Source organism: Micromonospora sp. 050-3 (genome assembly GCF_046549335.1).
In the GTDB taxonomy this organism is placed as follows: domain Bacteria; phylum Actinomycetota; class Actinomycetes; order Mycobacteriales; family Micromonosporaceae; genus Micromonospora; species Micromonospora trifolii.
Genome location: NZ_JAJPVX010000001.1, coordinates 2,076,719 through 2,103,076 on the forward strand (window position 1 = coordinate 2,076,719; position 26,358 = coordinate 2,103,076).

Consider the following 26,358-nt stretch of genomic DNA (forward strand, 5'->3'; position numbering starts at 1 on the left):
ATGCTGATCCGGGTCACCACCGAGGCGCGCGACGGCTGGTAGGCGGCGCTCCTGTACAAGCTGAACGGTGCGGAGGTGCGGGTGAGCGACAACGAGTAGATCAAGTGTGAGGAGGCGTTCCGTCACCTGACGATCGTCGAGTGTCAGGGCCCTCGTGCATGGCCGATTTCCCGACAGCGTCCGCTGTCCCAACGGCGTACCGTCCGGGTCAAGCATGGGAGGAGTCGGATGAGTTTCCTGCAGCGGGCAGAACAGTCACCGGACACCGAGCGGATGTTCGATACGGACACAAAGGCGATGGGCTACCTGCCCAACTACACCAGGCTGTTCGCCCACAACCCGGCGGTGTATCTGGCATGGCAGCAGCTCAACGGTGCGGTGAAGGCCGGGATGGAACTGCGCCGCTACGAGTTGGCGACTCTCGCCGCAGCACGGGCTCTGAAATCCTCCTACTGCGGCCTGGCACATGGAAAGGTCCTACGCGATAAGTTCTTCGACGCGCCGACCGTCGCCGCCATCGCGTCAGACCACGGCAGCGCCGGTCTCTCCGCGCAGGAGGTCGCAGTCGTCAACTTCGCCGGAAAGGTCGCGGCCGATGCGAACTCCGTCACCGAGGCCGACGTCGCGGGCCTGCGCGGCCACGGTCTCGATGACACGGATATCTTCCGCGTGATTCTCGCCGTTGGTGCCAGATGCTTTTTCAGCACCGTCCTCAGCGCTGCCGGGGCTGAGCCCGATCCGCAGTACAACGAGAGCCTGGACGTGGATCTGCGGCGGGCGCTGAGCTTCGGCGGTTAGAGCCAGAGAGAACCCACCGGCCGGGCTGTCCCAGCACCAGCGGGCGAGCGCTGACTTGTCGTTCCCCAGCATCGGCGAGGAAAGCGGCGCATCCCGTGCACACGTGGAGCTTGCGCGACTGGCCACTGCTCTCAAACGCCGAGTGCTCGTTCTCGACAGCCCTCAACAACTACTCACCATCGAGTGATCTTGAAGGGGGAGATGGGACGGGGCGGGGACTTACTCGGGTTGGCGGGGCCGGGGCAGGGGTGCGAGGGGCAGGGGACCTGTTCGGGGGAACTCGGGGCGGAGGTGCCGACTCTGGTGAGGGGTTGGCGTGACGGTGGAGGAGTTCGGCGATCCATCTCGCTGCTTCTCGCTGCGCGGTGAGCATGTGGTCGCGGGCGTCGGCAAGGTCGTGGTCGTCCGCGTGACTATCCAGGATCGTCGCCCACTGGCGGCTGAGTTCCTCGGCGTACCGGGCCTTTCGGATCTGCTCGTCGAACTGGTATTCCAGCTTGACCAGGCGGTCGACGTGCGGCTGGAGCGCCGGCATGATCCGCTCGTCGAGTCGTACGGCGGCGTCGGGGCGGCAGGTGAGCGTGATGTCGCCCCGTTGGTAGTGCCACAGGGGATCATCGACGAGCGCCTGCTGCAACGCCACCTCCAGGTCACCGGCCCGGTGTGGGGGCAGGTCCCGGGCGGCGTCGGCGGCGAGCCGGGTCAGCCGCTGGATCGCGTTCGGTTGGAAGTACTGCACGTACCAGCTCAGCACCTCGGACCGCAGGGTGGCCGGTGACGACCAGGCGAACGTGGCGCGGATGTAGAACGAGTACACGTACCCGCGTGCCGGGACCGCGATCAGTCGGGGTGCGTCGCGTTGTTCGACGAGGGGACCGGACGGTGACGGCGCAGCAGCGGAGCCGACGGGCGCCTCGTCCTGGAGCGCGGCGACCAGCCGATCCCAGCTTCGCGCCCACCACCGCCAGCCGCGCACACTGGCGTCGCGAGCGATGGTCAACCCTCGTACGCCCCGGTGCCGCCACTGGTCCGCGGGCCTCGGCCTCCCGTCGGGGGCGTCAGTCATGGCACCCCTCCACTGTCACGGATCCGCGTTTCACGCTAACAACCGGTGACCGATATGCCTGCCGCCACGCCGGCACCGAGCAGACCGCATACCGACACGAACCAGACCATGCGCCGTCGACGGCGGGACGGCCGAGCCGGCACGACATCGCGACGTCGCCTGGTGATCGTCCGGGCGTCGCGTGGCGGACAGCCACGGACGACATCCTGCCCGGGTGCGCACACTGCCGACCGTCGTCGCGTACCGGCTGCTCGGGGGAGTCGGTGCCACGCTGTTGTCCTGCGCCGGCCTGGCCGCCGGTGCGCTCCCGGTCGGCGCGCACGCCGCCTGGTGGAGCGCGCTGCGGCAGCTCGCGGGGCCGGGTCTGCTCTGCGGGTACGCCGGCCTGACCCTGCTCGTCGCCGCCTGGTGGTGGGCGGGCCGGCACCCGCACGGAGCCGACGAGGTCGTCGACCGGCGCTCCGCCGCGCTCACCCTGCTCTGCTGGGCGGGGCCGTTGCTGGTGGCGCCGCCGCTGTTCAGCCGGGACGCGTACAGCTACCTGGCGCAGGGCGCGATGGTCCTCGCCGACATCGACGTCTACCGGCACGGGGTGGCCCAGTTGGGCGGCGCGTTGGCCGGTGAGGTGCCGCAGATGTGGCAGCAGACGCCCGCACCGTACGGGCCGGTGTTCCTCGCGGTGGCGGCCATGGTCACCGGGCTGACCGGCGGCAAGGTGGTGCTGGGCGTGCTCGGCCTGCGTCTGGTGGCGCTGGCCGGGGTGGCGCTGCTGGTGGCGTACCTGCCCCGGTTGGCTCGGCACTGCGGTGTCGACCCGGCGGCCGCGCTGTGGCTGGGCGTGCTCAACCCGCTCGTACCCCTGCACCTCGTCGCGGGTGCCCACAACGAGGCGGTGATGCTGGGGCTGCTGGTGGCCGGGCTGAGTCTCGCCTTCGAGCACCGCTACGGCGCGGCCACCGTGCTGGTCACCCTCGCCGCGCTGGTCAAGGTGCCGGCGGTGGTCGGGCTGCTGGTTGTCGTGTCGCTCGCCGCGCGCCACCGCGGGCTGCCGACCTCGGTGGCCCGCACCGCCGGGTTCGCGCTGGGCACCGCTGCCGTGGTCACCTGGGCCACCGGCATCGGGTACGGGTGGGTCGGCGCGCTCGGCACCCCGATGTACCGGCACAGTTGGTCGATCTCCAGTGCGCTGGGGCGGGTGGCGTTGCGCGCGGCCGGGCGCTTCGGCCTGCACCTGGGCGACGCCCCGATGCGGCTCTGCCTGGCGTTGGGCGTGGCCGCCGTACTGGCCGTGGCGGTCGGCGCGTGGTGGCATCGGCGGCGGCTCGGCCCGGCGTACGCGCTGGGCTTGGTGCTGGTGGCGGTGGCGTTGCTCGGCCCGGCGACCCGGCCCTGGTATGCGCTGTGGGGTCTGGTGCTGATCGCGGCGGCGGCGCACGGGCGGGCCCGGCCGGCGGCGGCGCTGGGCGCTGTGGTGCTCGCGTTCGTGGCGCTGCCCAGTGGCTTCGGACCGGACGCGGCGCAGGCGGTGCTGGCCGCCGCCGGGGTGCTGGTGGGATTGGTCGCTGTCGGATCGCTGCGCCTGCTGGTGCCGTCCGCCCCGGTGGAGGTGGCCCAATGAACGCGGGTCGGCGGCAGGTGCTGACGGTGCTCGTCCTGGTCGCCGTGCTCGCGGTGGCGATAGCGGTGCTGCCCGGGCATCGGGGCTGGTTCGACGTCGGTGTCTACCACGGAGCGGTCGGGCACTGGGTAAGCGGCGGCGACCTGTACGAGTGGACCACCGCCAACGGGTACGGCTTCACCTATCCGCCGTTCGCCGCGGTGAGCATGCTGCCGATGGCGGCGCTGGCCTGGTACCCGACGATCGCGGCGAACCTGCTGCTCACCGCGTTGGCCGTCGCGTTTCTGCTGCACCTGCTGGTGGACCCGTTGGCCCGGCGGCACGGGTGGACCCGCTGGTACGCGCTCACATTGGCCTGCTGTCTGCTGGCCGGGCTCAACCCGGTGCGCGACACCGTCAGTTTCGGGCAGGTCAACCTGTTGCTGGTGGCGCTGGTCTATCTGGACCTGTGGTTGCTGGAGCGAGGCAGTCGACTGGCGGGCGTGGGGATGGGGCTGGCCGCCGCCGTCAAGCTCACCCCGGCGATCTTCATCGGGTATCTGCTGGTGACCGGGCGTTGGCGGGCCGCGGCCACGGCCATCGGCACCGCTGTCAGCGCGACAGCGGTCGCGGCGGTGATCGCGCCGCAGGCCAGCCGCACGTTCTTCGCCGAGGCGCTGTGGGACACCGACCGGGTAGGTGAGTTGGCGTACGTGTCGAACCAGTCGCTGCTGGGCCTGGTCGCCCGACTCGATCCGGCGCACCCGGACCGGCGACTGTGGCTGGTGCTGGTCGTCGCCGTGCTGGCGGTGTGGGCGCTACGGGTAGGCCGGGCCGCGCGCGACGGTGACGAACGGGCCGGCTTCGCGCTGACCGGCGTCGCCGCGTGCCTGGTCAGCCCGGTCACCTGGGTGCACCACCTGGTGTGGCTGGTACCGGGGCTGGTGGTGCTCGCCGCGTCCACGCTGCCGTGGCCTCCGGTCGACGCGACGGCCCGTCGTCGGGCGTGGGTCGGTGCGGGCGGCTACGTCGTGCTGTGCAGCGGGCTGGTCTGGGTCTTCGCCAACGGGTCGGACGGGCCGTGGGGGTTCGTGGGCGCCAACGCGTACGTCTGGGTCAGCATCGGAATGCTCGCGTTACTCCCGGTGGGTGACGGCGGTCGGGAAGCACGAGCTGCGATGAGCGTGATGACTGTGCGGCATCACGATGACTGTGCGGCATCGCGCTCAGGAGCAACACGGCCTCGGCCCGCGCTGTGTGGGTGCTCAGTTCCCGACAGTGGCGGCCGCATCGGGCGACGGTGACGGTGACGGTGACGCTCGGGTGACGGGACCTTCGCGATCCTCGTGCCGGGCCGGGCACTGTGCACCGGCGCGGGCAGCGGGGAGGCCGTGCGGTGGACTTCGTCGACGGGGTGCTGGTGCGGTTGGCCGATCCGGGCACCCGCGCCGCGCTCTTCGATGACGCGTCGCTCGCGCACCTGGTCGAGGCCGCGTACGACACCGAGGCGATGCCGGTCGGGCCGCCGTACGCCGCGGTCTTCGACGAACTGACCCTCGGCTTCGCCGCCGCGCCGGTCACTGTGGCCGAGGGGGAGTGGCTGGGCTCCGGCGGCACCACCCGCACCGAACTACGCGTACGCCTGCACGGCCTCGGCGGCTCGGCGCTGCGCATCGACGCCCTGTGGCGGGGCAGCCTGGTGGTGCGGACCAGCGCCGCCCGGGACCGGGTCGAGGACCTCGACGTGGCGGTGCCCGCCTTCGACGTGGACCCGCAGATCGTCGCCGACCTGGGTGCGTTGCCGACCGATCCGGCCCAGCTGGAAGCCGAACGGCGCACCCGGCTGGTGACCCGGCTCCGGGCGGGGCTGCACCAGCCGGCCGCCTTCACCGACGCCCACCTGGACCGGCTGCTCGCCGGTGTCGGCGCCGCGAACGCCGGCGACCTGGTGACCCGGATGCGCGGGCAGGCCGCCGGGGCAACCGTGAAGCTGCGCTACGCCGCCCCGCCGGCCGCCCCGCCGACCCCACGCCCGCTGCCGTTCGCCGCCGCCGTGCTGATCCGCGACCGGGGCTTCTCCCTGGCCGACCTGCTGGTCGAGACCCGCCTGGTGCGGGCCCGCGCGGAGGAGCTCGGGCTGGACGTGCCCGCACCGGACGACGTGCGACGGCGGCACCGGGTGGTCGCCGTCTGGGTGGTCCCCATCGAGACGTTCGACGACGACGGCTGGCCCGGCGGTGACACCGGCACCGACGCGCAGAAGCGGGCCGCCCGGTTCGCCCGGGCCGGCCAGTGGCTCGCCCGCAGCGGTATAGGGCTGGCCGCCCTGAATTCCTGAGCCACACAACGACCGCGGCGGCGGGGAGCCGCCTGATGACCCCAGCAGCAACTTCGTCCGGGAGGACCCGTGGCACCGACAGCAGCATTCCCGTACATCGAGGTCCGGATCGTGCCGCCACCGGCGCCGCTGGCTCAGCGCTCACCGGGCGTCATCGCGGTCGTGGGCAAGGCACCGGCCACGGCCGACGGCGGTTCCGCGCCGGCGAACACCCCGGTGCGGATCGAGACCCTCGACGACGCGGTCACCAACTTCGCCCGCCGACAGGCCGGCAACGTGGTCCGCAACGCCCTCTACAACTCCCTTGAGCTGGCGTTCCTTCAGGATCCGCGCCCGGCGAAGGTGTACGGGGTCAAGGTCGCCGGCGACGACTACGCGGCCGCCCTGAGCGGCCTGGAGGCCGCCGACGACGTGACGATGGTGTCGCTGGCCAACGAGTCGGGTGTCGGCAACCCGGCCGGTGCCGGCGCGCCCACCGGGCTGCACGCGCTCAAGGCGCACGTGGAGACGATGTCCGCGGCCGGGCAGCGGCGGATCGGCTTCGCCATGGTCAATCCGGCCACCGAGAAGGGCCCCACCTACGTCGCGGACATCACCACGGCCGCGAACCCGCTCAAGAGCAGCACCAGCCGGATGGTGATGATCGCCGCCCGGGGCGCGGACGGCGACACGGCCACCGCCGCGATGGCCGCCGTGGCCGGTCTGCCGGTGCACCACAGCATCGTGCTGAAGAAGATCCGCGGGGTCGCCATCCCGGTGGCCAAGCAGTACAGCCCGGCGGAGATCAAGGGGCTCTCCGAGGCCAACTTGACGCCGATCATCGACCCGACACTGATCACCGGGGAGAGCCTGCACTTCGCCGACGGGCGGCTGTTCACCTCCGACGCGAGCCTGCTGCACGTCGACCTGGTGCGCACCCTCGACCAGATCGAGTTCATGCTGCGCGCCGGCCTGATCGGCCTGGTCGGTGACGCACGGATCACCAAGCCGGGCATGACGCTGCTGAAGACCCAGGTCGACGGCATCCTCGGCCCGCTCAAGCGGCAGGCGGTGATCGACGACTACCGCATCGAGATCCCGGTGCTGGACATCCTCGCCATCCCCGAGGTCGCGCGTACCGCCACTGACACCTCGATCGTCACCGCCGCCCGGGCCGACCGCACCGTCGACCTGGTCGTCACCGTCACCTACGGCCCGGCCGTGAGCCGCCTGCTGGTCACGCTCGTGGCCAAGTTCTGACCCGGAGGAACCAGACCATGGAGTGGAAGACCCGCCTCGCGGTGCAGTACACAAAGGGCACCGAGACGGTGCTGATCAGCCCGATCGACTCGTTCAGCCCGTCCTTCTCGCTCAACATCGAGGCGCTGCACTCGTGCGAGGTGACCCACCTGGGCGCCATCCACGCCCCCGTCTCGATGAACTTCACGATGACAGTCAAGGCGATCGGAGACGTCGCCGGCCGGCTCACCAAGCTGGCCCTGGACGGCGAGCTGTTCGACATCGCGCTGCTCGAGCACACCGGCGACGACTGGTCGTTCTCGTCGTTCGTGCTGCGGGACTGCCTGATCACCAGCGCCACACCGACCACCGCCACCATCTCCGGCGCACCGGCGGCGACCTTCAGCGGCTTCAGCCTGGCCGCCTCGGTCGACCCGAAGACCGGCGACCCGTCCGTCCTGCCCTGACCCGACGACGACTGACCGGAGGTAGCAGATGGCGACCGGTGCTGGCCGTGCCGCCCGGGTCACCCGTACCGGGCTGGCCCTGGTGCACGCGGGTGAGGTGGTGCTGCCGGCGGCCGGTAGCGAGGCGGAGGCCGAGCAGGTGGCCGAGGACGACCGCGCAGTCATCGCGTACCACTTCCCGGTGGAGATCGAGGTGGTCGCGGTCGGCGGCGCGGTCGACGCCGACGCGCTCGCCGACCTCGCGCTGGCCCGCCTCGCCGAGCACCTGGACGGGCGGTACTGACGGTGGCCATCTCGGTGCACGTTCCGGTGCGGATCCGGGTGGACGCCCGGTCGCTGGCCGAACGCCCGGAGGCGGTGACCGACGCGCTCGGCGCGGCGCTGGCCCGCGCCCTGGAACGCTCCCGCTGCGAGGTGGTCGCACCCCACGGCGGCTACCTGGAGGTACGCCCCAACGCGCCGACCTTCCTCTGGACCGGCGCGGACGGAGCGCGGGTGTCCCCGGACGACCGGCGGGCCGTCGAGGCCCGGCTGCGCCGACGAATCGACGAGGTGGTGACCGCCGCGCGGCTGGATCCAGGGCTGCCGCCCGGGGTCGCCGTGCCGCTGAGCGAGCCGGCCGAGGAGCTGTTCGACAGGCAGCGGATGCGCCACCTGCTGGCCGTCTACCGGGTGCCGTCCTACGACGACGGTGGGGACGCCGCCGAGGTGCCGGTGGACGGCGACGAGCCGCCCCGGGTAACTCACCAGTGGCTGCTGCGGCCGGTCACCTACCTCGTCGGCCACTTCGCCGAACTGGCCCGGGAGGCGGTACGCCAGCACGGTGGCCTGCCGTCGGGCACTCCGCAGGGAGTCATCGCCCGGGTGATCGACCCCACCGGCCGGCAGGTGTGGCTGGTCATGGTGACCACCACGCCGCTGTCGTACCTGACCTTCGACACGTTCGGCGAGACGGTGTTCCGGGCCACCCCGCAGCCGCACTTCGAGGTGGAGGCGCGGGTGCCCAGCCCGCAGCCCGGAACTGTGGAGCGCCGGCCGGTCACCGACCGGGCCGGGCTGGTAGCCATGGTGGACGGTGAGCTCGGCGACGACATCCGACAGCGGCTGCGCATCGCCCAGCCGCGCGGCGAGACGACGAGCGTCGAGGAGTACCGCACGCAGATCGAGCGGGCCGTCGACGTGGAGGTGACCCGGCGGGTCGACGGGATCCTCGCCTCGGTGGGCGGGGCGCTGCCGACCAGCCTGGTGGTGGTCCGCGTCGGCGGGGTGTCGCTGCTGCTGGTGGGCACCGAGGAGACCGACGCCACGCTGCACTGGACCGGTACGGCCAACCTGTTGCCGATCAGCGTCGAGCAGCGTCCGGCGACGGCACCGGACCCGAACGCGCCACCCGGCGGTGGCATCGGTACCGGCACAGGCAGCGGCACTGGCAGCGGTTCCGGCGCGGGCAGTGGGTCGGGCGGTGGCACCGGCAGCGGCCCGGGAGGCACCGGCGTCGGCGGCCCGGGCACCGGCGGTGCCGCCAATGGCAGCGGCGGGGACGGCACCGGGAGCGCCCGGCGGGGCGGGTTCGTCTTCGACCCGAGCAGCCCCAGCGCCCCGCCCGGCGTCGAGGGTCGACGGTTTCCCGCCGTCGCCGGCGAACACTCCGAGCTGCGGGCCTGCGCACCGTTCGACGGCGAGCCGGAGCTGGCCGCGCTCGGCCCGGACGGCGACGAGCTGCGCCGACTAATGGACGACATCACGTTCCGGTTGCAGATGGGCGATCCGTGCCGCTACCCGGCGAACTTCTGCCTCCAGGCCGCCGCCATGCTGCGCGGCCGGGCCGCCGCGATCAGCCTGCTGGTCGGCTCGACCGAGCGGGAGGCGTTCACCCGACCAGTGCCGGAGGGCAGCGGCCGGCTCGGTCCGCTGGACTTCCGGCCGGTCGCCTCACCCGCCGTGCAGTTCCTGCGGCACCTGGCCGGGGTGGTGCCCCGACTGGACCGCCTCGCCCAGTTGGTGATGGGCCGCTACAGCCAGCCCGAGCACTTCGCCCGGATCCAGGGCGGGTGGATCGACACGTCCGCGTCCTGGAACCTGCACTTCGTCCAGGCGTTCAGCCCCGCCGTCAAGGGCGCCGTCGGGCAGCTGTTCATGGTCGGCAACCAGGCCATGCTGGTGCAGCTGCTGCTCAGCTCGCGGGCCGGCATCGACGCGCGGATCGCCCACTTCGACAGGTACGCGCCGATCTTCGAGCGGCTGATCGTCTCCCAGCTCAGCGACTACGCCGAGCTTCAGGGGCTGCGCGAGCGGTTGCGCCGCCACGAGGCCGCCCGCTGGGTGTCCGCGCACACCGACATCGGCGGCGGCACCCTCGCCACGGTGAGCATGGCCAACCCGTCCACCGCCTGGTACGGGGCGGCCCGGGCCATCTCCAGCGCCTTCCTCGCCAGCGAGGCCGCCCTGAGCAGCCCCGGCGCCGCCGGCGAGATCGTCGAACGGGACGGCACCACGCGGATCCGCGACTCACACGCCGTGCTCTGGACCCTCGCCGAGATCGAACAGGCGCTGGTCATCCAACGCGGCGAGGCCGAGGGCATCGACCCGCTGGTCAAACAGATCACCGACCTGCCCGACGTGCTGGCCCGCTTCGCCGGCAACCGGTCCGCGATCCGCGACGAGTTGTGGCGGGTGTTGCAGGACATGCGGCGCAACAACACCGAGATGCTCGGCCGCGCCCGCACCGACGCCCGGTTCGCCTTCCGGTCCAGCCGGATCAGCGAACACATCCCGTCGGCCACCATCCCCCGTGGACGCTTCGCGCTCCAGGGCATCCACCTGGTCACCCACCAGCAGATCGGCGAGTTCTTCGGCGGCAACCTCTACTACGCCACAGGTATCGACGACCTGTTCGGCACCGAACTGGGCCGCGAGGCGCTCAGCGCGTTCGCCGTCATGGTGGGGATCATCGCGCTGTCGCTGCTCTGCCCGCCGCTGGGCTTCGTGGTCGGGGTCGCCGTCGCCGCCGTGGACGTGGCACACGCCCACCAGCGCGAGCGCCTCTACGCCTCGATGCTCGACCCGGAACTGGTGCTCACCCGCACCGAGGTCGAGGTCGAGCTGTTCGCCGCGTACCTCGGGTTGGCGTTGTCGCTGATCCCGGAGGCCGGCACCATCGGTGGCGCGGCCGTGCGCGGCGGCCGGGTCGCGCTGCGCTTCGGCGTCCGCGCCGGGCTGCGCGCCGCCCGGGGGTACGTGGTGCGCCGCGTCACCCGGCAGATCATCGAGGCCGCGTCCCGTGACCTGCTCCAGGGGTTCCTCACCGAGATCCTGCTCAACGAGGTGCTGGAACGGGTCGTGCAGAAGCTGATGGAGCCGGTGCTCGCGTACGTGGAGCGCGAGGCGATGCTCAGCGGCGCGGTCGGTGGCCCGGAGGGCGCCCGGTTCATCCTCATGGTGCTCGACTCCCCGGCCGGTGGCGCCGCCGCCGGCCCGCGCGTCCCGGTGGTGCGGCCGTGACCGGGCCGCGCCGGTTCCGCGCCGGTCGATTCCTCGACGCCGCCGCCGTGCACGCCGCCGCCGACGCCAACCCTCGGCTGCGACAGTTCATCCGGACCGTGGCCGCGCACAGCGAGGCCGGCGAGGTGCGCTCCCGGCGACTGCTGGAACACCTCATCCGCCGCGTCGTCGACGACGTCGGCGACCTGCACCTGGGCAACGCGCTGAACCGGCTGGAACGCATCGCCGTGCTGCGGGACAACATCGCCGCGATCCTCGACCACGTGCTGGAGGGCGGCACCCTGCCCGAGGGGGTGCGGGTGGCCACTCTCGGCGAGTACTTCGACCAGCTCAACACCGAGATGCGCGAGCTGAGCCGACCCCGCGACGGCATCGTGGGAGACGCGCCGCTGCGGCTGGCCGACGACTCCGCCGCGTACGCCGACTCGCTGCTGCGCGAGTTCGACGCCGGCGGCGGCGCGGCCGGCCGGCACGTCGAGCCCGCCGCGATCGTCGGCGACGCGTTCCGGGCCATGCCGGCAGACCGGCAGGCCGCGTTGCGTCGCGCCGCCGAGCTGGAACCGGCAGCGCTCTGGCGCGCGGTGGCCGCCGAGGGCGAGGGCGGCAAGCGGGCCGCCGTCGCCGACCTGGAGACCCGCCTCGGTGGCCGGCTCAGCCCCGACGAGGTGACCCGGCTGCGCGCCGCCGTCGACGACCTGGGTCGGGCTCGGTCCCGCGGTCTGCAGATGAGCGAGGCCCGGCTCGCCGACGCCCTCGCCCGGATCGGCGACCCGGACCTGCGGGCGGTCGTCGCCGGCGGCGACGTCTGGCTCACCCAACAGCTCGCCGTGCACAACCCGGAGGCCCTGACCACCCTGTGGCGGCGCTTCCGCGACCGGGGCGGACGCGCCGACGACGGGCCCGGCTTCCGTGCCTACCTGCGCCACGACATGGTCACCTACGGGCGGGGCGTGCTCGGCGAGTACAGCGCGGCGTTCTCGCTGAGCAGCATCGAGCTGTTCCTGAAGGGACCGGACGCCAACGTCAAGGTCGCCGGCACCGACCTGGTCGGCATCGGCCACGACGGCTGGGTGTGGCTCATCGACGACAAGTCGCACCGGGCCGCCAGCGTCGGCGGGGTCAGCGCGCTCACCGACAACCTGGTGACCAACCTGCGCCGCGACGCGGCCGACTTCCGTGACGCCATCGCGCGGCTGCACCGCGACGATCCCGGCTTCACCCCCGACCCGCGCATCCTCGACGCCATCTCCCGGATGGAGGACGCCGCCGCCGAGATCGAGCGGATCAACCGGCGTGGCTCCGCGTCCACCCGGCCCGCGCGGATCAGCGCCGCACTGGAGGCTCGCCGCCTGCGGCTGCGGGTCACCAGCGCCGCCGGCGAGGTCCGCGAGATCACCCAGGCGCTGCGCGACCTGGGCCTGGCCGTCGAACCCACCGGTACGCCGGTGCCGCTGCCACCCACCGGAGGGCGCTGAGCATGGCCATCACCAGCAGCTTCATGCGGTACGGCACGGTGCCGTCCGCGATCATCAGCGACGGGATCCTGCCCATCCCGCTCTGGGCGGTCACCGCCATCTCGCTGTCCGAGACGTACCACCTGCCGCCGATCGGCTCCACCGCGCACAAGGCCATCGTGGCCACCCACGACGACACCATCACCCTGACCGGGGTGCTGGTCGGCGCGGAACGCTACGCGTGGAAGTTCGCCCTGGAGACGATGGCCGAGGCGAGCAAACGCGGCACCGCCCTCGCGGCGTACTCCGGGGGGAAGTTCGGCGGGCTGATCCTGGTCACCTCGATGACCATCCGCACCGACATGCAGGTGCAGTCGCTGACCTTCAACGCCTCGGCCGCCCGTCGCGACGTCCTGGACACCACCATCACCCTCGTCCACGTGCCCCGTCCCAGCCTGCTCGGCAAGCTGCTCGACGTGGCCAGCATCGGAGTCGGCGCCCTCGCCGACGGGTTGGGAAATTGATGCCACAGTTCCCGATCGATCGTTACCTGCTGCCGGAGACACCCGTCGAGGTGCCCGAAGGGTTCACCGAGGTGCGGCAGAGCCTCACCGCCGGCCTCCCGCACCGCGTCGAGCTGGGCGCCGGTGTGCACGCGGTGCTGATCCTGCCCACCGGCCTGGCCCGGCAGTGGCTGCACACCGACCCGCTCGCCGTGGTCAGCAGCTCCGCCGACGACCTGGCACCCCGGCCCGCGCCGCCGGAGGCTCCCCGGCCGCCCGCCCTGGTCGGCCGGGTGCCACTGCGCCTCGTGGTCCGCCAGGGCACCCGGATCCTCGGCTCGGTGCCGCTCGCCGCCGGTCTGCGCCGGGTCTGCCCGGACGCCGGTCTGTCGGCCGACGCCGGTGCCGGAGCCCCGGTCACCGTGGAGCTGCTGGTGCTGACCTGGCTGCTGCACGCCGGGACGGTCCGCGGCTCCGGCGACTACGGCTCGTCCATCGCGCTGGCCTGGCGTCGGGCCGACCGCGCCGTGGACCAGTTCGGGCCACCGCCGATCAACGAGTTCGTCTGGCGTCGCCGCCCACCCGCGCAGCGCGTCGAATCCGAGCTGGGCCCCGCCCGGCTGCGCTACCGCTACCTGCTCGACAAGAAGCTGCGGAGGGTGCTGCGATGACGCTCACGCCGTTCCAGACCGGCCAGGTGCGCCAGGGCGCGGTCGGCAACGACGCCGGCTGGACCCTGACGTTTCACCGGGAGACCCCGACCGGGCTCAGCCAGGACGCCACGCTCACCCTGTCCAGCGCCGACTACTACGCGGCCATCGACGCCGCGCTGCCCGACGGGCTGGGCCCCGGCGCGTACACGATCACCGTGCAGGGGCTGATCGACGAGCACTTCGCCGCGCTGCGCACCGCTGAGGGGCAACCGCCGCTGGTGGCGAAGCTGCACCTGTACTGGCGCGATGCGAACACGTCCGTCGGCGCGTTCTTCACCAACCTGGTCGGCGTCAACGCCGGCCCGACCCCGGCCGAGCTGACCCAGGCGCTTGTCGCCGTGCTGCGGGTGACCAAGGTGCGCCGGCTCACCGGCGAGCGGACCTACGACACCGAGTTGACCCTCGTCGAGCAGGCGTACGCCCGGCTCGGGCAACGGGTCGCGGAGCGGTTCGAGGCGGCCACCTTCACCGCCGCGATCCGGGCCGTCGCCGAGCGGACCACTGTCGACATCGCGACCTGGGGTGCCAACCCGGACGGCACGATGACCCGGGGTGCCACCGAGGCGGCCGGCGACGAGCGGGTGGCCTTCGGCGCGGGCCTGCTCTACCGCGCCGCGGTGGAGCGGATCGGCGGCGCGTTGCAGCAGTCGCTCAACGCGTACGGGCGGGGGATGCTGCTGATCCGCGACGGCACCGTGCACGTCGGCAAGCGGCCGATCCCGTACCCGGAGGGGGAGCCGAAGCCACTCACCCTCGCCACCGGCCTGCTGGCCTGCACCGAGAACGGCAGCCAGGACACCGACCCGTACGCGGCCACCGAGTCCGGCGGCACCGCGGCCCCGCGCCGTCGGGCGTGGACGCTGACCCTCAAGGGCCGCCCCGACCTGAAGCCCGGCGACCTGGTGTGCTTCGACCCGCCGGCGGTGGACGAGGCCACCACGCTGGGCAGTGTCGGCGCGGCGCTGCTCGGCTCGTTCGCGGCGCCGTTCGCCCCGTCGACCGGGGAGTTGGGCGCGGGGGCGAAGCTGCTCTACCTCAGCGCAGCCCGGCACACAGTGTCGCGTACCGCCGGTTTCGTCACTGTGGTGCAGGGCGTCGAGGTCACCTCGGGCGCCCAGGCGTGGGACAGCTGGAGCGACGCCTCCGGGGTGGGCACCGCCGAGCCGGCCGGCCCGGCATCGTCGCCCGGGGTGGCCGCCGCCGAGGCGGTGCGTCGCGCGGCCCGCGCCGCTCGGGGTGAGACGCGCGGCCTGGAGATCGGCGAGGTACGCGCGGCGGCCACCAACGCCAGTGGCGCTGTCGAGCCACCGGCGCAGACCGAGACGGTGTGGGAGGGGCTGGCCCGCCCGGACGGTCGCCCCAACGGCGCCCGCCGCCTGCCGGTACGCCGGGAGCAGCCCGCGCCGCTGCCCGGGGTGACCTACCTGACCCCGTTCGCCTGGGGTGGTTGCGGGCTCATCCTGCCCCGTTACCCGGGCACCCGTGTGGCGATGGCCTACCGCAACGGCGCGCCCGACGACCCGGTGGAGGTGGGCGCGCTCTGGCCGACCGGGCACGCCCCGGTGTCGCAGCCGGGGGACTGGTGGCTGTCCCTGCCGGTCGGGGTTGCCAGCAACAGCCGCTCGTCGATCGGCGACTCGGTGGTGCCTGCCGACCACGACGGCAAGGTGGCGCACGACCTGACCGACGGCGACGGCAACCGGGTCATCGAGCTGGGGGAGTTGACAGTGCGGGTGGGCCGGGCCCAGTTGCAGGGTCGCGGTCAGCGCCCGGCCCGCGCCGGGGAGGCCGACAGCATCACCATCGAGCACGCCGCCGGTGGGTCGTCGATCGTGATGAAGCAGGACGGCTCGATCACCATCACCGCCACCCAGATCGACCTGGACGCTGGCAACGGCGCGGTGAACATCAGCGGCGGCACCGTCAACATCGCCGCCGACGACGTCGACGTCCAGGTCAGCAACGCGATGAACGTCCACTGAGGAGAGAGCGACATGGCTTTCGTGCTCACCACGTCGAGCGACGTGCACTGCCCCAACCAGGGGAAGGTCACCCCGGCCGGGCAGAGCAAGCTGACCGTCGACCACGTCGCGGTGACCCGGCTGGACGGGATCAGCGGCAAGTCGGTGGCCGGGTGCACCATCACCACCAGCAACTCCACCAAGCAGTGCAGCACGGTGACCACGGCGACCGGCGCTGCCAGCAAGCTCACCGTCGGCGGGTCCGGGGTGGCCCTGGACTCGCTCAGCGGCGCCACCGACGGCTCCAGCCCCGGCCTGTCGGCCAGCGCCGGGCAGAGCAAGCTGAAGGCGGTCTGAGGTGGACCGGACCGAGCGCGAACGACAGGCTGCCCAGCGCCGCTACCTCGGCTGGGGCCTCGCCTTCGAAACCACAATGCCCGGCGTGGACCTGGCCCGCGACGTTGTCTTCGACGACGGCCCGAACGGTCGGGTGCTGGCCCTCGTCGCCGGCACCGAGAACGTGGCACAGAGCCTCGCCGTGGCGCTGACCACGCTGCGCGGCTCGAACGTCTTCGACGCCACATTCGGCTTCGACGGCCTCAACGCCCTCGCCGAGCAGATCGAGCCGAACCTGATCCGCGAACAGGTGCGCATCGGCATCATCACCCTGCTCGACCGTGACCCCCGGGTCCGCAAGATCGTCGACGTCAACCTCGACGACGGGCGGCTGGGCGTCGGTGCGACCGGCGCCGACGACGCCGCCGGGGCGGCGCTGCGCTCGTCTCGCACCCTCCAGGTGCAGGTCCAGTTCGAAACCATCACCGACGACCGGCTCTCGGTGCATCTCGGGGAGCTGCCCAGTGTCTGATCCCACCCTCCCGGCCGAGCTGGCCGACGTCCTGGCCGTCGACGCCGCCGCGCTGCGGGCCACCGGTTCGACCGGCTTCGGCATCGTCGAGACCGGCTTCGTGCCGAAGTCCTTCGCCCGGCTGCTCGCCGAGAAGCTGGCCACCGCCCGGCTGCTCTTCGGCGACGACGTCGATCTCACCAGTGGCGCCGTGCTGCGCAAGGTCCTCGAACTGGCCGCACTGGAGGACGCCCGGCTGTGGGCGGCGCTCGGCGCGGTCTACGACAACTCGTACGTCGTGTCGGCGACCGCCGACGCGCTGACCCGCCTCGGCGAGGAACTCGGCATCCCCCGGCCCTGTCTGTCGGCCCGGGGGACCGTGAAGCTGAAGCTGAAGGCGGCGCTGCCCACCGGCCGCACCCAGCTCACGCTGCCTCGGGGCGCCCGACTGTCCACACCGGGGGGGCACCACGTGGCCCTGGACGAGACTGTGGTGCTCTCCGCCGCCGTCGGCGAACGGGTGCCGGCCGTCGCCGCGTTCTACCCCGGCGCGGCGCACAACCTCGACCCGACTCAGGCCAGCCAGAAGATCGACAGGTGGAACCGGGCCGACACCCTGCTGGCCGACCTGGACGACGCCGAGCAGGCCGCCGGCGCCGAGTTGGTGGAGATCACCCACACCGTCGCGCTGACCGGGGGCGAACAGCAGGTCTCCGACGCCCGCTACCGGCAGTTGCTGCTGGCCGCCCCGCGCTCGATCTGGACCGCCGAGGCGATCGGCCTGGCCGTGGCGACAGTGCCCGGCGTACGCCAGGTGCAGGTCTTCGACGGTCGGGGCGGGTTGGACCTCAACCAGTCCATCTTCGGCAACTTCAACTTCATCGAACGGGTCTTCAGCACCGAACGTGACCTGGGCAGCCCGTACTACGTGACGGTGCTGGTGGCGCCCACCGCCGCGGCTATCTGGGACGGCCCGGACGGGTTGCACGCCGCCGTCGAGTCGGTCATCGAGGACCTGCGCCCGGTGGGCATCTTCGCCTCGGTGGACCGGGCCGACGAGGTGGGCATCGGCGTCGAGGCCGACCTGGTGATCCGGGGCCTGCCGCTGCCCACCGGATCCCGGGAGACGGTGAACGCCTCCACCGCCGCCACCGAGCTGCGGGCCCGGCTGCACGCCCGACTGCGCCGCTACGTCGACGAGCTGCCCTTCGGTGAGCCGGTCCGCGCCGCCGAGGTGATCTGGACGCTGATGAACGAGCCGGGCGTCGCGGACGTCCGCGACCTGCGGCTGGTCCGCTTCCCGGCCGACTCGGCGGTGGTGGTGACCGGCAGCGCGCCCACCGGCGACGGGGTGCAGCGGCTGCCGGTCGGCGACAACGCGGTGCTCGCCGCGAACCAGGTGCCCGTCTACGTCGACCGGGACGAACCCCGGCCGTTCCGGATCGTCTGAGCGGGGGCATGGTGACCGACATCCGGGTGCCGGTGGACGGGGCCGACCCGTCCGTCGAACGTAACCTCGTCGACCAGTTGGAGGGCCCGTACTCGGGCACCGTCCGGCGGGTGGTGGTGCCGATCTCCGCCGGCGGCGCGGCCGCGGTGGACTGGACCAGCCGACACCCGCTGCTCACCGTGGTGCTGCGCCGGGACCTGGCCGAGGAGACCGTCCGGGTGACGGTCACCGTCGACCCGGGCGGGACCGGCGAGCGGGTGCTGGCGCCGGTGGTCTTCGCGCCCTGGTCGGCCGCCGGGGCGTCGGTGCCCGGGTACGTGCCGGACACCGCCGACGAGCCGCTGGTCGCGTCGTTCCCGGTCGCCGTGGCGGCTGAACGGTCCGTCGACGGTGGCGCCGCCACGGCGGTCACCGGTGCGGCGCTTCCCGGGCTGGTCGAGCTGGCAGTGCTGGAGGGCAACCTGGGCCGGTTGCTCTACCTGATGTCGTACGAGAAGCACCGGCTCCGCCGCGCGGCCCGGGAGGTGCACGCGTACCGGACCCTCGCGCACGCCCGGCGCGACGCGCTGGACCGGATCGGCGCGGACGTGGGGGTGGCCCGCTTCGTCGACGAGCTGGTGCACGAGCCGGCCAACGGCGAGGTGTACGCGCGCCGGCTGGCTCCGCCGGCCCGTGAGCCGGACGTCGCGTACGCCCACCGGCTCGGGCTCTACCGGCGGTTCCTGCTGCCCACCCCGGGCGCGGTACGCCACCTGCTCAACGGCCCGGGCGCGGACACCGACCCGAACGCCGGGCTCTTCGCCGACCTGCCCGGCGGCGCCCGGTTCACGGTGCGCGAGGACGACGACCGGTTCGCTGTGGCGATCCGACTGGTCGCCGTCGGCGATCCGCAGCACCGCACGAACTTCCTCGCCCAACTGCGCCGCGACCGCCTGGTGCTGCCCGCCAACACCCCGCCGAACAACACCACGCACGCGGGCCGGGCGTTGCCGGCCAGCCGGTTGACCGAGGTGACGGCGCTGCGGGCCAGTCTGCGTCAGTCGTACACCTTCGACAGCGCCCACGGCGTCGCGCCGCCGCTGGCCGCCGCCCTGGACCGCGCCGGGCGGGTCTGCCGGGCGCTCGGCTCGGCGATCGTGTGGCAGGTGACCCGGGCCCAGGACGACGCCGGTGGAAGCCGGTACGAGCTGGGTCTCGGCGTCGACGTCAGCTGGCCGACCCCCGCGCAGGCCACCGATCTGCGCAACCGGGTGCTGGACGCCGGCCGGGTGCCCACCGGCGACCGGACCGCCGAGGCGCTGATCGCGGCGGCCCGCGCCGCCGGTGTGCCGACGGTTGCCGCCGACGGCGAGCTGGCCTGGCTGTGGCGGGTGTGCGGCCTGCCGACCGTGCACCGGATCAGCACCACCCGGATGTACCTGTCCCACCTGCCCACCCGAGGGTTGGCGGTGACCGCGCCGCCGAGCGCGGCCCTCGGCGCGGACACGGCGGTGGAGGCGCAGTTCTACGCACCGGGTGACCCGGCCGGCAACGCGCTGCTGCTGGCCGGTCTGTCCGCCGCCGCGCGGGCCTGGACCGACGCCGGGGAGCCGGCCTGGGCGCCGCTGACCGACGCGGTGGCCCGGACCCGGTGGGCGGCGGTGCCGACCCGGCCGGCCGGACAGCCGGTGGACCAGGTGCTGGCCGCCGCCGGTCTGCCGGCGGTGCGGGACCCGGCACTGGTGGTGGCCGCCCTGAACCGGCTCCCCGACGAGCTGGTGGAGACCATCGAGCTGCCGGCGGCGTTGGCCGGCGCGCTGATCGCCGGTCAGCCGGCCGCCGGCGACCGACTGGCCCGGCTGGTCCGGTTGCTGCGCGACCAGCACCTCGCCGCCGCGCTGCCGCTGGTCGAGACCGGCAACCGGGTGCTGCTGGTGTGCAGTGTGATCGGCCTGCCCCAGGCCGGACTGAACCTCAGCGAGCGCCGGGCCACCGGGTTCCGCTGGTACACGGTCGGGCTCGGCGGCGGCACGGCGGAGATCAAGGCGGTCGGCGCGCGGACCACGCTGCGGCCCACCCACGCCGGGTTGGTCGCCATGGTGGCGCTCTCCTACGTGCGCACCGGCCTGACCGACCCGTACGAGTTCCGGGTGGAGCTGCCCGACGGGGTGACGTTGACGCTGGCGCAGTACGAGCGGCTGATGAACGCGTTGACGAGGGTCTGCCCGCTCGGAGTGGAGATCAACACGTTCGGCATCCGGCGCGACCACGTCGACCTCGACGACGACGGCACTGCCGAGCCGCTGCCCTCGGCGGTGGCCCGCACCTTCCGCACCTTCCAGCAGCGCCGGCACCGCGGCGTGTACGACCAGCTCTGAGAGGGACATCATCATGGCGAGCGAGATCAACTACGACGGGCTGACCGTCACCGAGCTCTACCGGATGTTCACCGAACACGGCATCCCGCAGTCGGACGCCAGCGTGCTGGTTTCGTCCTGGATCTACGAGAACGTGGGCAGCGCGAAGCGGGTGTTCAGCTACGCCGAGTCGTTCCCGGCGGTGGAGCCGGGCTGTGCGCCGCCGCCGTTCGCCCGCACCTTCGCCCACACCGACTGGGTCGACGGGGAGGACGTGGTGCAGGCCGGGCAGACCCCCGGCGAGCAGGGCTTCAACGAGCGGTTCCACCGGATCGAGCACGACCTGGACCACCTCGGCACCGACCTGGCCAAGGCGTTCTCCTGCATGGCGGCGATGCGGGTGAGCCTGCGCCGGCTGCTCGACGAGATTCGCGCGGAGATCAACCGATTGCACTCCACGGTGCACGAGAACAAGGTGACCCTCGGCCCGCACGCCATCGAGCAGATCCCCAACTACATCAGCACGCTGGACTTCGGGAAGTACATGGGAACCACGATGTTCCTGGACAAGAAGGTCAGCATCTGGCAGACCAAGGCCGGCACCATCGTGCTGCCCGCCGTGGAGACCCTCGGCGTGGACGTGGTCGCCGGCCCGAAGGTCAGGGGTGCCGCCTATCTGGAGCGGTATGCGGCTGAGAACGGGGATGTCCGGCAGCGCTTCCCACGCGAGGTGAAGTTGACGGAGTTCATCCGCAGCTTCGGCGATGACGAGCTGGCCGACGGCCGGACGGTCCGCGACGTGCTCAAGGTGCTGCCGGCCGAGACCGCCTATCCGACTGTGGACGCGATGTTCGGCGAGGTGAGCGAGCGGGAGGCGGTGATCGTCCGGACCACCGTCGGCGCGCAGTCGGCGGTCGCCGCCGCGCTCGGCATCGAGGCCGAGCTGGAGAACGTCGCCGACGCCGACATCGCCATGCTCGCCGGGGTGCCGACCAAGGCCCGTGCGGCGCTGACCCGCGCCGGGATCAGCACCCTCGGCAAGCTCGCCGACGCCCAGCCCGAGCAGGTGCTGGGCATCATGAAGGAGGCCGGGGTGCGCGCCGAGGTCGGCGACGCCGCCGAGTGGACGGCGTACGCCCGGACGCTGAGCAAGCTGCGCTGAACGGCCGGGACCGAGTCCGGCGAACGGTTGATCTACACCGTTCCCCGGGTCGGTGAGACGACACTGCGCTGGCGCGTCGACCGTCCACACCCGAGCGTGGAACTGCCACGGGGCGATCGGGTGCGAAAGGCGCGAGCATGGCTGTGCACGAGGTAACGCAGGACCTTCGCACCCGGGCAACCGAGACCGACGCGGGGCAGCCCGGCCGGTACGCGTTGCGGCTGCTCGGTGGGTTCGGGTTGGAACGCGACGGGCGGGCGGTGGCGGTGCCGCAGGGCGCCCGCCGACTGCTGGCCTACCTCGGCGTACGCCAGCGCTGTGCGCGGTCCGAGGCGGCCGGCACGCTCTGGCCCGGCTCGCACGAGGAGCGGGCCCGGGCCAACCTGCGCACCATGCTCTGGCGGCTGCACCGGGTCACCCCCGAACCGCTGGTGGAGGAGGACGACCGGCTGTCCCTGGCCGCCGGTGTGACCAGCGACGTGGCCACCCTGGGCGCCGCGGCCACCGCACTGCTGGCCGGGGGTGCGCCGGTCGCCCTCGCCCCCGGCGTGCCGGCCTTGGCGACCGGTGAGTTGTTGCCCGGCTGGTACGACGACTGGGTGCTGACCGAGCGGGAGCGGTTGCGCCAGACCCAGCTGTACGCGCTGGAGACGCTCGCCGAGTGGTTCACCACGCGGCGTCGGTTCGGCGAGGCGGTGCAGGTGGCGTTGACCGCCGTGCAGTTGGAGCCGCTGCGGGAGAGCGCCACCCGCGCGTTGATCGCCGTGCACCTGGCAGAGCGCAACATCAACGAGGCGGTACGACGCTTCGAGCTGTTCCGCGCCGACCTGGACCGGGAGCTGGGTGTCGCCCCGACACCCTGGCTGGAGCACCTCGTGCAGGCCGGCAAGTCCGGGTCCGCGCTCCCGTACCCCTGAGCGGCCGCGCCACCATCCCGACGTCCCACCCCGCGCGCCGGGCCTGACCGACCCCCAACGTCTCCCGCGCGTCCTTTGCTCTGCTTCAACCGGCGCAACAGATAAGCGCCGTAACTGTTGCGCGCGTTGAAGCAGAGCAAAGGTTGCGCACGAGGCGGGTTGGCCGCGACCGGCGGTACGGGTGGCACCACCCGCACCGCCGGTCGTCCAGATCAGTGCGTCGCGGGCGGGATGCTCTGCTCGTACTGGAAGACGTTGTGCGGGTCGTACTTCGCCTTGATCTTGCGCAGCCGGGGGAAGTTGCGCCCCCAGTAGGCCTTCTCCCACTCGGCCATGCCGATGTTCGGCACGTTCACGTAGGCGCCGTCCACGTAGGACCGCAGCGCCTGACTGAACTCGGCGATCCAGGTCTGGGCGATCGGGGTGACGGCATCGTCGCTGTCGGGCTCGCCGCGGGTGCCCCAGCCCACGCCGGGCTCGGAGTAGAAGAGCGCGTCGCGGTGCGGGAACGCCGCGCCGCCGAAGGGCTCCTGTCGTTGCGCGCCGCGGCCGAAGGCCTGGGTGAAGAAGTTGCTGTCGGGCGAGGGCGCCTTCTCCATGAACTCACGGACGATGCTGACCGCCTTCTCCGGGAACGGCTCGCGGGTGAACTGGGAGAAGAACTTCCATTTCGCCGGCTCGTCCTCGTTCGGGATCTGGAAGCCGGCGTAGACGTCGCCCCAGCCACCGATCTGCACTGTGACAGTGGGGTTGCCGATCGACAGGATCGGCGCCAGCAGCTTCCTGGCCTCTGCCTCGGACCCCTCGGCGAGCACCGCGAACAGCAGGATCTCGTCAGGGTGGACCTCGACCTGGCTGCCGAGGCGCGGGTCGGTGAAGGGCGCGACGCGCTGCCAGGCGCCGAAGACCTCGTGCAGGTCGCCGAGACCGGGCCAGGTCACCTGAAGGTAGGCGACGCTGGTGAGCGGAGCGACCTGATAGGTCAGGGAGGTGACGATCCCGAAGTTGCCGTTGCCCGCTCCGCGCAGCGCCCAGAGCAGGTCCGGGTAGTTCCACGGGTCCACCTCGAGCACCTTCGCCCCGTCGGCGCCCGCCGCGACGACGATCTCCACGCCGATCAGGTTGTCGCAGGCCATGCCGAGGTAGCGGGTGAGGAACCCGAAGCCGCCGCCGAGGGTGGCGCCGGAGAGGCCCACGGTCCCCTCCGTGCCGGTCGTCGCCGCGAGGTCGTGCTCCCCGAGGGCGGTCACCGCCTCCGACTGGGTGAGCCCCGCGCCGAGCTTCGCCACGCGAGCGGCGGTGTCGATGTGGACGTCCTTCAGCTCGCTGACGTCGATCACGATGCCGTTGTCGACGTTCGACCAACCTTCCAGGTTGTGCCGGCCACTGCGTACCCGCAGCGCGACGTTGTGCTGCCGCGCCCAGGTGAGCGCGTTGACCACGTCCTGGGTCTCCTGGGCGAAGACGATGACCAGCGGATAGTGCACGAACAGCTCGTCCCAGCCGAGGCTGGCCTCCGCGTAGTTGGGGCTCTGCGGGCGGACGATCCGGCCGGTCAGCTGTGCCGGCGGGAACGTCGTGTCGGAGGGCCACCCGGGACCGTCGGCCGCGATGGCCGAGCTGCCGGCGATCACGCTCGGGATGGCGACCGCTCCGGCGCCGACGGCCGTCGCCCTGAGCAGATCACGACGGGAAAGGTCGCGCATGGTCCGAATCCTCTCGATTGGTGACACGCCCGAAAGATGAACCGAGAGGGAACTTTCCTCTCATCTGACGCAAACCAACCGTAATGCCCGAAGCTTCCGGACAGATCTGAGAACTTGTCACGGAACCCGGTCGGGTGATCCGGACGGATCAGCTCGGGGCGGGCTGATCCAGGATGGCGCTGAACCGCTCCTCGGCAAGGTCCAGCTGGCCGAAGATGTGCCGCTTCACAGCGGGCGACAACGGGGTGTCCGGCCGGCCGATCAGGTCCCGGAACAGCGGCACCAGCGGGCGGTACTTCCGGGCCGACGAGATCACCTTCGGCCCGACCGTGTGGATCACGCCCACCCCGTTGTCGGTGAAGTCCGACACCTTGATCACCCGGGCCCAGGGCTCCCGGTCCAGACTGACCGCCAGATGCTCCCGGTACTGCGCGTTGCGGTCCCGCTCGGGGTCGTACACCGGATTGGTGACCGCGGCGACCAGGGTGGCCACCCGCGACCCGAACCGCGCGGCGAGCGCGGCCAGCGCGGCCCCGGTCGGGTCGGTGCCCGGGTCGCCGTCGGCCAGTTCGACCGGGTGGTCCTCCACGGCGTCGTGCAGCAGGCCGGCGACGATCACGTCCACGTCCCGCACCTGGTAGTGGTGCATCAACCGGATCGCCACCCGCAGGAGGTGGTTCAGGTACGGCTCGCGGACGCGTCGATCGTCACGGTGCAGTTCGGCGGCGAGGTCGAGCGCGGCGGTCAACCGCGCCCGGGCGGCGTCGTCGAACTGCTGGACCTCCAACCGGAAACGTTCCAGCAGGCCCGGTTCGCCGTGGATCTCGGTGATCGCGTGCATCGGCATGCTGCCCAGGTGCGGCGGGAAGTCCATGCGTCACTTATAGCCGATCTTCACCACATCGATGAGCCCGTACGTCGCCGACCCGACCGCGAGTTGCGGGCGCGCCGAGCCGTCAGACCGGCAGGCGGTCGGCGCCGGCTAGCGGGTCCACCAGGAGGGGGACCAGCGGCGCCGGCAGGACGGGGTTGCGGCGCAGGGTGGGCGTCCAGCCCGCGTCCGCGCCCAGGTCGGGGTCATGGGTCGCGTTGTACGCCGCCAGCAGATCGACCGGTCTTGCCGCGCCGCCGCCCTGGCGGACCCAGGAGCCTCGCTCGGTCAACGCGGTGCCACCCCAGTCGTAGAGCAGGTCCGCCGGGTCGACAGCCGCGTCCACTGTGAAGAAGTTGTTCTGCGCGTAGATCGCCGACTGGACACCGACGCCGAGCGCGTACTGGAAGTCGTCGCCACCGAGTCGGTAGTGGTTGTTGTAGACGTCGACCTGACCGAAACGCACCCGGGGCAGCCGTTGCAGGACGCCGTCGAAGAGGTTGTGGTGCACTGTGACCCTCAGCCGGCCCACATCCGGGCCGACGGTGTTGGACGAGCCAATCAACATCAGCTTGTCCCGATTCGTGAAGCGGTTCCAGGAGGCGGTGACCAGGCTGGCGGTGTGCGTCGCGTCCAGCGACCCGTCGTGCACCTGGTACGGCCGACCGAAGTACACCGGCTGGGCGCTGTCCGGGTTGTCGCCGTCGGTGAAGGTGTTGTGGTCGACCCAGACGTTCTCGCTGCGGCGTACGGAGATCTGGTCGTACTGGCTGTTCCAGTTGCCGGCCTCGCCGTCGGTCGGCGACCAGGCGGGGAAGCAGTCGCGGGCGTCGACGAGGGTCAGATTGCGGACGATGACGTTCGACGCGCGGTCGATCATGAGGGTGAGCCCGGTCAGTCGAGCGCCGCGCAGCCCGACGATGGTGGTGTTCGGCCCGACGTTGATCTGGGTCTGCCGGGTCTGGTTGATCACCGAGCGCGCCCGAGCCTCCTCCAGCGGCCCACTCGGTGGCACCCGTCCCCACACCGCCGGGTCGTACGCGGCCAGGTAGGCGTCCCACCGGTAGCCCGGGTCGGCCAGGTCGGCGCAGCTCAGCGGCGTGCCGTCGGGCCCTTCGAAGCCGTCGATGGCGCCGTCGACGTAGATGAGCTTCGGGGTGGCGTCGGTGGCGTTGCCGGCGTTGTCGCCGCCCAGCGCGGCGACCAGCTCGGTCCGGTCGTGGACCACCCGGGTCCGCTCGGGGGTGGCCGCCGAGCCGCCGGTGGTGCCGGGGCCGTCGGCCGCCCAACCGTCGCGCTCGGGCAGCGTCTGCCGGCCGAGGCGGTCGGCCAACCAGGAGAGCCGGTCGGCGGACGGAACGTCCGGACGGGCAGCGGCGGCGGCCGGGGTGGCGCCCAGGAGAAGGGCGACCACTGTGGCGCCGCCGAGGATTCTGCGCATCGACTCGCTCCA

General features: G+C 72.4%; 22 protein-coding genes. 18 read left to right on the plus strand and 4 right to left on the minus strand.

What is annotated here, in order from left to right:
* The first annotated feature begins 228 nt into the window (after positions 1 to 228).
* Positions 229 to 798: a peroxidase gene (locus tag ACLJOK_RS09345; protein WP_410817636.1), complete on the plus strand. Its 570-nt coding sequence runs from the start codon at positions 229 to 231 to the stop codon at positions 796 to 798.
* 169 nt (positions 799 to 967) lie between these two features.
* Here ACLJOK_RS09345 and ACLJOK_RS09350 read toward each other — a convergent pair whose 3' ends face one another.
* Entirely contained in the window at positions 968 to 1,864 is an 897-nt protein-coding gene (locus ACLJOK_RS09350; RefSeq protein ID WP_410817638.1) for a hypothetical protein, read from the minus strand.
* Positions 1,865 to 2,078: 214 nt separating this feature from the next.
* Between ACLJOK_RS09350 and mptB the strand changes: the two genes are divergently transcribed.
* The 17 genes from mptB to ACLJOK_RS09435 all read left to right on the plus strand — a co-directional run bounded on the left by mptB (position 2,079) and on the right by ACLJOK_RS09435 (position 22,328).
* Positions 2,079 to 3,482, plus strand: coding sequence for a polyprenol phosphomannose-dependent alpha 1,6 mannosyltransferase MptB (gene mptB, locus ACLJOK_RS09355; RefSeq protein ID WP_410817639.1), 1,404 nt, complete (start codon positions 2,079 to 2,081; stop codon positions 3,480 to 3,482).
* Entirely contained in the window at positions 3,479 to 4,765 is a 1,287-nt protein-coding gene (locus tag ACLJOK_RS09360; RefSeq protein WP_410817641.1) for a glycosyltransferase 87 family protein, read from the plus strand. The genes mptB and ACLJOK_RS09360 overlap by 4 nt, the downstream gene beginning before the upstream one ends.
* A 92-nt stretch (positions 4,766 to 4,857) precedes the next feature.
* The gene (locus ACLJOK_RS09365) at positions 4,858 to 5,799 is read left to right on the plus strand and encodes a hypothetical protein (RefSeq protein ID WP_410817643.1); all 942 of its coding nucleotides are present in this window, start codon (positions 4,858 to 4,860) and stop codon (positions 5,797 to 5,799) included.
* 69 nt (positions 5,800 to 5,868) lie between these two features.
* The gene (locus ACLJOK_RS09370) at positions 5,869 to 7,038 is read left to right on the plus strand and encodes a hypothetical protein (RefSeq protein WP_238679319.1); all 1,170 of its coding nucleotides are present in this window, start codon (positions 5,869 to 5,871) and stop codon (positions 7,036 to 7,038) included.
* 17 nt (positions 7,039 to 7,055) lie between these two features.
* On the plus strand, positions 7,056 to 7,484 hold the full coding sequence (locus tag ACLJOK_RS09375) for a hypothetical protein (RefSeq protein WP_238679320.1): 429 nt from the start codon (positions 7,056 to 7,058) through the stop codon (positions 7,482 to 7,484).
* A gap of 28 nt (positions 7,485 to 7,512) precedes the next feature.
* Complete coding sequence (locus tag ACLJOK_RS09380; protein WP_410817645.1) at positions 7,513 to 7,767, plus strand: hypothetical protein; 255 nt, start codon at positions 7,513 to 7,515, stop codon at positions 7,765 to 7,767.
* A 2-nt stretch (positions 7,768 to 7,769) separates the two neighbouring features.
* Complete coding sequence (locus ACLJOK_RS09385; RefSeq protein ID WP_410817646.1) at positions 7,770 to 10,985, plus strand: hypothetical protein; 3,216 nt, start codon at positions 7,770 to 7,772, stop codon at positions 10,983 to 10,985.
* Positions 10,982 to 12,460: a hypothetical protein gene (locus ACLJOK_RS09390; RefSeq protein ID WP_410817647.1), complete on the plus strand. Its 1,479-nt coding sequence runs from the start codon at positions 10,982 to 10,984 to the stop codon at positions 12,458 to 12,460. The genes ACLJOK_RS09385 and ACLJOK_RS09390 overlap by 4 nt, the downstream gene beginning before the upstream one ends.
* A gap of 2 nt (positions 12,461 to 12,462) precedes the next feature.
* Positions 12,463 to 12,963 (plus strand): hypothetical protein, encoded by a 501-nt coding sequence (locus tag ACLJOK_RS09395; protein WP_410817648.1) that lies wholly within the window; start codon positions 12,463 to 12,465, stop codon positions 12,961 to 12,963.
* Complete coding sequence (locus ACLJOK_RS09400; protein ID WP_410817650.1) at positions 12,963 to 13,613, plus strand: hypothetical protein; 651 nt, start codon at positions 12,963 to 12,965, stop codon at positions 13,611 to 13,613. Before ACLJOK_RS09395 ends, ACLJOK_RS09400 begins: the two co-directional genes overlap by 1 nt.
* The gene (locus tag ACLJOK_RS09405; protein ID WP_410817651.1) at positions 13,610 to 15,637 is read left to right on the plus strand and encodes a hypothetical protein; all 2,028 of its coding nucleotides are present in this window, start codon (positions 13,610 to 13,612) and stop codon (positions 15,635 to 15,637) included. Before ACLJOK_RS09400 ends, ACLJOK_RS09405 begins: the two co-directional genes overlap by 4 nt.
* Before the next feature lie 12 nt (positions 15,638 to 15,649).
* Complete coding sequence (locus tag ACLJOK_RS09410) at positions 15,650 to 15,973, plus strand: hypothetical protein (protein WP_410817652.1); 324 nt, start codon at positions 15,650 to 15,652, stop codon at positions 15,971 to 15,973.
* A gap of 1 nt (position 15,974) precedes the next feature.
* Positions 15,975 to 16,484 carry a hypothetical protein gene (locus ACLJOK_RS09415; protein WP_410817654.1) on the plus strand — a complete coding sequence of 170 codons (510 nt, stop codon included), beginning with the start codon at positions 15,975 to 15,977 and terminating at the stop codon, positions 16,482 to 16,484.
* Complete coding sequence (locus ACLJOK_RS09420; protein WP_410817655.1) at positions 16,477 to 17,913, plus strand: baseplate J/gp47 family protein; 1,437 nt, start codon at positions 16,477 to 16,479, stop codon at positions 17,911 to 17,913. The genes ACLJOK_RS09415 and ACLJOK_RS09420 overlap by 8 nt, the downstream gene beginning before the upstream one ends.
* 8 nt (positions 17,914 to 17,921) lie before the next feature.
* Positions 17,922 to 20,270 carry a hypothetical protein gene (locus tag ACLJOK_RS09425; protein ID WP_410817656.1) on the plus strand — a complete coding sequence of 783 codons (2,349 nt, stop codon included), beginning with the start codon at positions 17,922 to 17,924 and terminating at the stop codon, positions 20,268 to 20,270.
* 13 nt (positions 20,271 to 20,283) lie between these two features.
* A complete protein-coding gene (locus tag ACLJOK_RS09430) occupies positions 20,284 to 21,411 on the plus strand; it encodes a hypothetical protein (RefSeq protein WP_410817658.1) in 1,128 nt (375 codons plus the stop codon).
* A gap of 137 nt (positions 21,412 to 21,548) precedes the next feature.
* Positions 21,549 to 22,328 carry an AfsR/SARP family transcriptional regulator gene (locus tag ACLJOK_RS09435; RefSeq protein ID WP_410817659.1) on the plus strand — a complete coding sequence of 260 codons (780 nt, stop codon included), beginning with the start codon at positions 21,549 to 21,551 and terminating at the stop codon, positions 22,326 to 22,328.
* 212 nt (positions 22,329 to 22,540) lie between these two features.
* On the opposite strand, the gene ACLJOK_RS09440 is transcribed toward ACLJOK_RS09435, so the two are convergent.
* The 3 genes from ACLJOK_RS09440 to ACLJOK_RS09450 form a co-directional block, all read right to left on the minus strand.
* Entirely contained in the window at positions 22,541 to 24,034 is a 1,494-nt protein-coding gene (locus ACLJOK_RS09440) for an FAD-binding oxidoreductase (protein WP_410817661.1), read from the minus strand.
* Between the two features lie 148 nt (positions 24,035 to 24,182).
* Entirely contained in the window at positions 24,183 to 24,908 is a 726-nt protein-coding gene (locus ACLJOK_RS09445; RefSeq protein WP_410817662.1) for an HD domain-containing protein, read from the minus strand.
* An 82-nt stretch (positions 24,909 to 24,990) separates the two neighbouring features.
* A complete protein-coding gene (locus tag ACLJOK_RS09450) occupies positions 24,991 to 26,346 on the minus strand; it encodes a polysaccharide lyase family 1 protein (RefSeq protein ID WP_410817663.1) in 1,356 nt (451 codons plus the stop codon).
* Positions 26,347 to 26,358: the final 12 nt, after the last annotated feature.

Bases quoted from the DNA above. Each gene is read 5' to 3' on its own strand.
- ACLJOK_RS09345 (WP_410817636.1), top strand. From the start codon at position 229: ATGAGTTTCCTGCAGCGGGCAGAACAGTCACCGGACACCGAGCGGATG.
- ACLJOK_RS09350 (WP_410817638.1), bottom strand. From the start codon at position 1,864: ATGACTGACGCCCCCGACGGGAGGCCGAGGCCCGCGGACCAGTGGCGG.
- ACLJOK_RS09360 (WP_410817641.1), top strand. From the start codon at position 3,479: ATGAACGCGGGTCGGCGGCAGGTGCTGACGGTGCTCGTCCTGGTCGCC.
- ACLJOK_RS09375 (WP_238679320.1), top strand. From the start codon at position 7,056: ATGGAGTGGAAGACCCGCCTCGCGGTGCAGTACACAAAGGGCACCGAG.
- ACLJOK_RS09380 (WP_410817645.1), top strand. From the start codon at position 7,513: ATGGCGACCGGTGCTGGCCGTGCCGCCCGGGTCACCCGTACCGGGCTG.
- ACLJOK_RS09395 (WP_410817648.1), top strand. From the start codon at position 12,463: ATGGCCATCACCAGCAGCTTCATGCGGTACGGCACGGTGCCGTCCGCG.
- ACLJOK_RS09400 (WP_410817650.1), top strand. From the start codon at position 12,963: ATGCCACAGTTCCCGATCGATCGTTACCTGCTGCCGGAGACACCCGTC.
- ACLJOK_RS09405 (WP_410817651.1), top strand. From the start codon at position 13,610: ATGACGCTCACGCCGTTCCAGACCGGCCAGGTGCGCCAGGGCGCGGTC.
- ACLJOK_RS09410 (WP_410817652.1), top strand. From the start codon at position 15,650: ATGGCTTTCGTGCTCACCACGTCGAGCGACGTGCACTGCCCCAACCAG.
- ACLJOK_RS09425 (WP_410817656.1), top strand. From the start codon at position 17,922: ATGGTGACCGACATCCGGGTGCCGGTGGACGGGGCCGACCCGTCCGTC.
- ACLJOK_RS09430 (WP_410817658.1), top strand. From the start codon at position 20,284: ATGGCGAGCGAGATCAACTACGACGGGCTGACCGTCACCGAGCTCTAC.
- ACLJOK_RS09435 (WP_410817659.1), top strand. From the start codon at position 21,549: ATGGCTGTGCACGAGGTAACGCAGGACCTTCGCACCCGGGCAACCGAG.
- ACLJOK_RS09440 (WP_410817661.1), bottom strand. From the start codon at position 24,034: ATGCGCGACCTTTCCCGTCGTGATCTGCTCAGGGCGACGGCCGTCGGC.
- ACLJOK_RS09445 (WP_410817662.1), bottom strand. From the start codon at position 24,908: ATGGACTTCCCGCCGCACCTGGGCAGCATGCCGATGCACGCGATCACC.
- ACLJOK_RS09450 (WP_410817663.1), bottom strand. From the start codon at position 26,346: ATGCGCAGAATCCTCGGCGGCGCCACAGTGGTCGCCCTTCTCCTGGGC.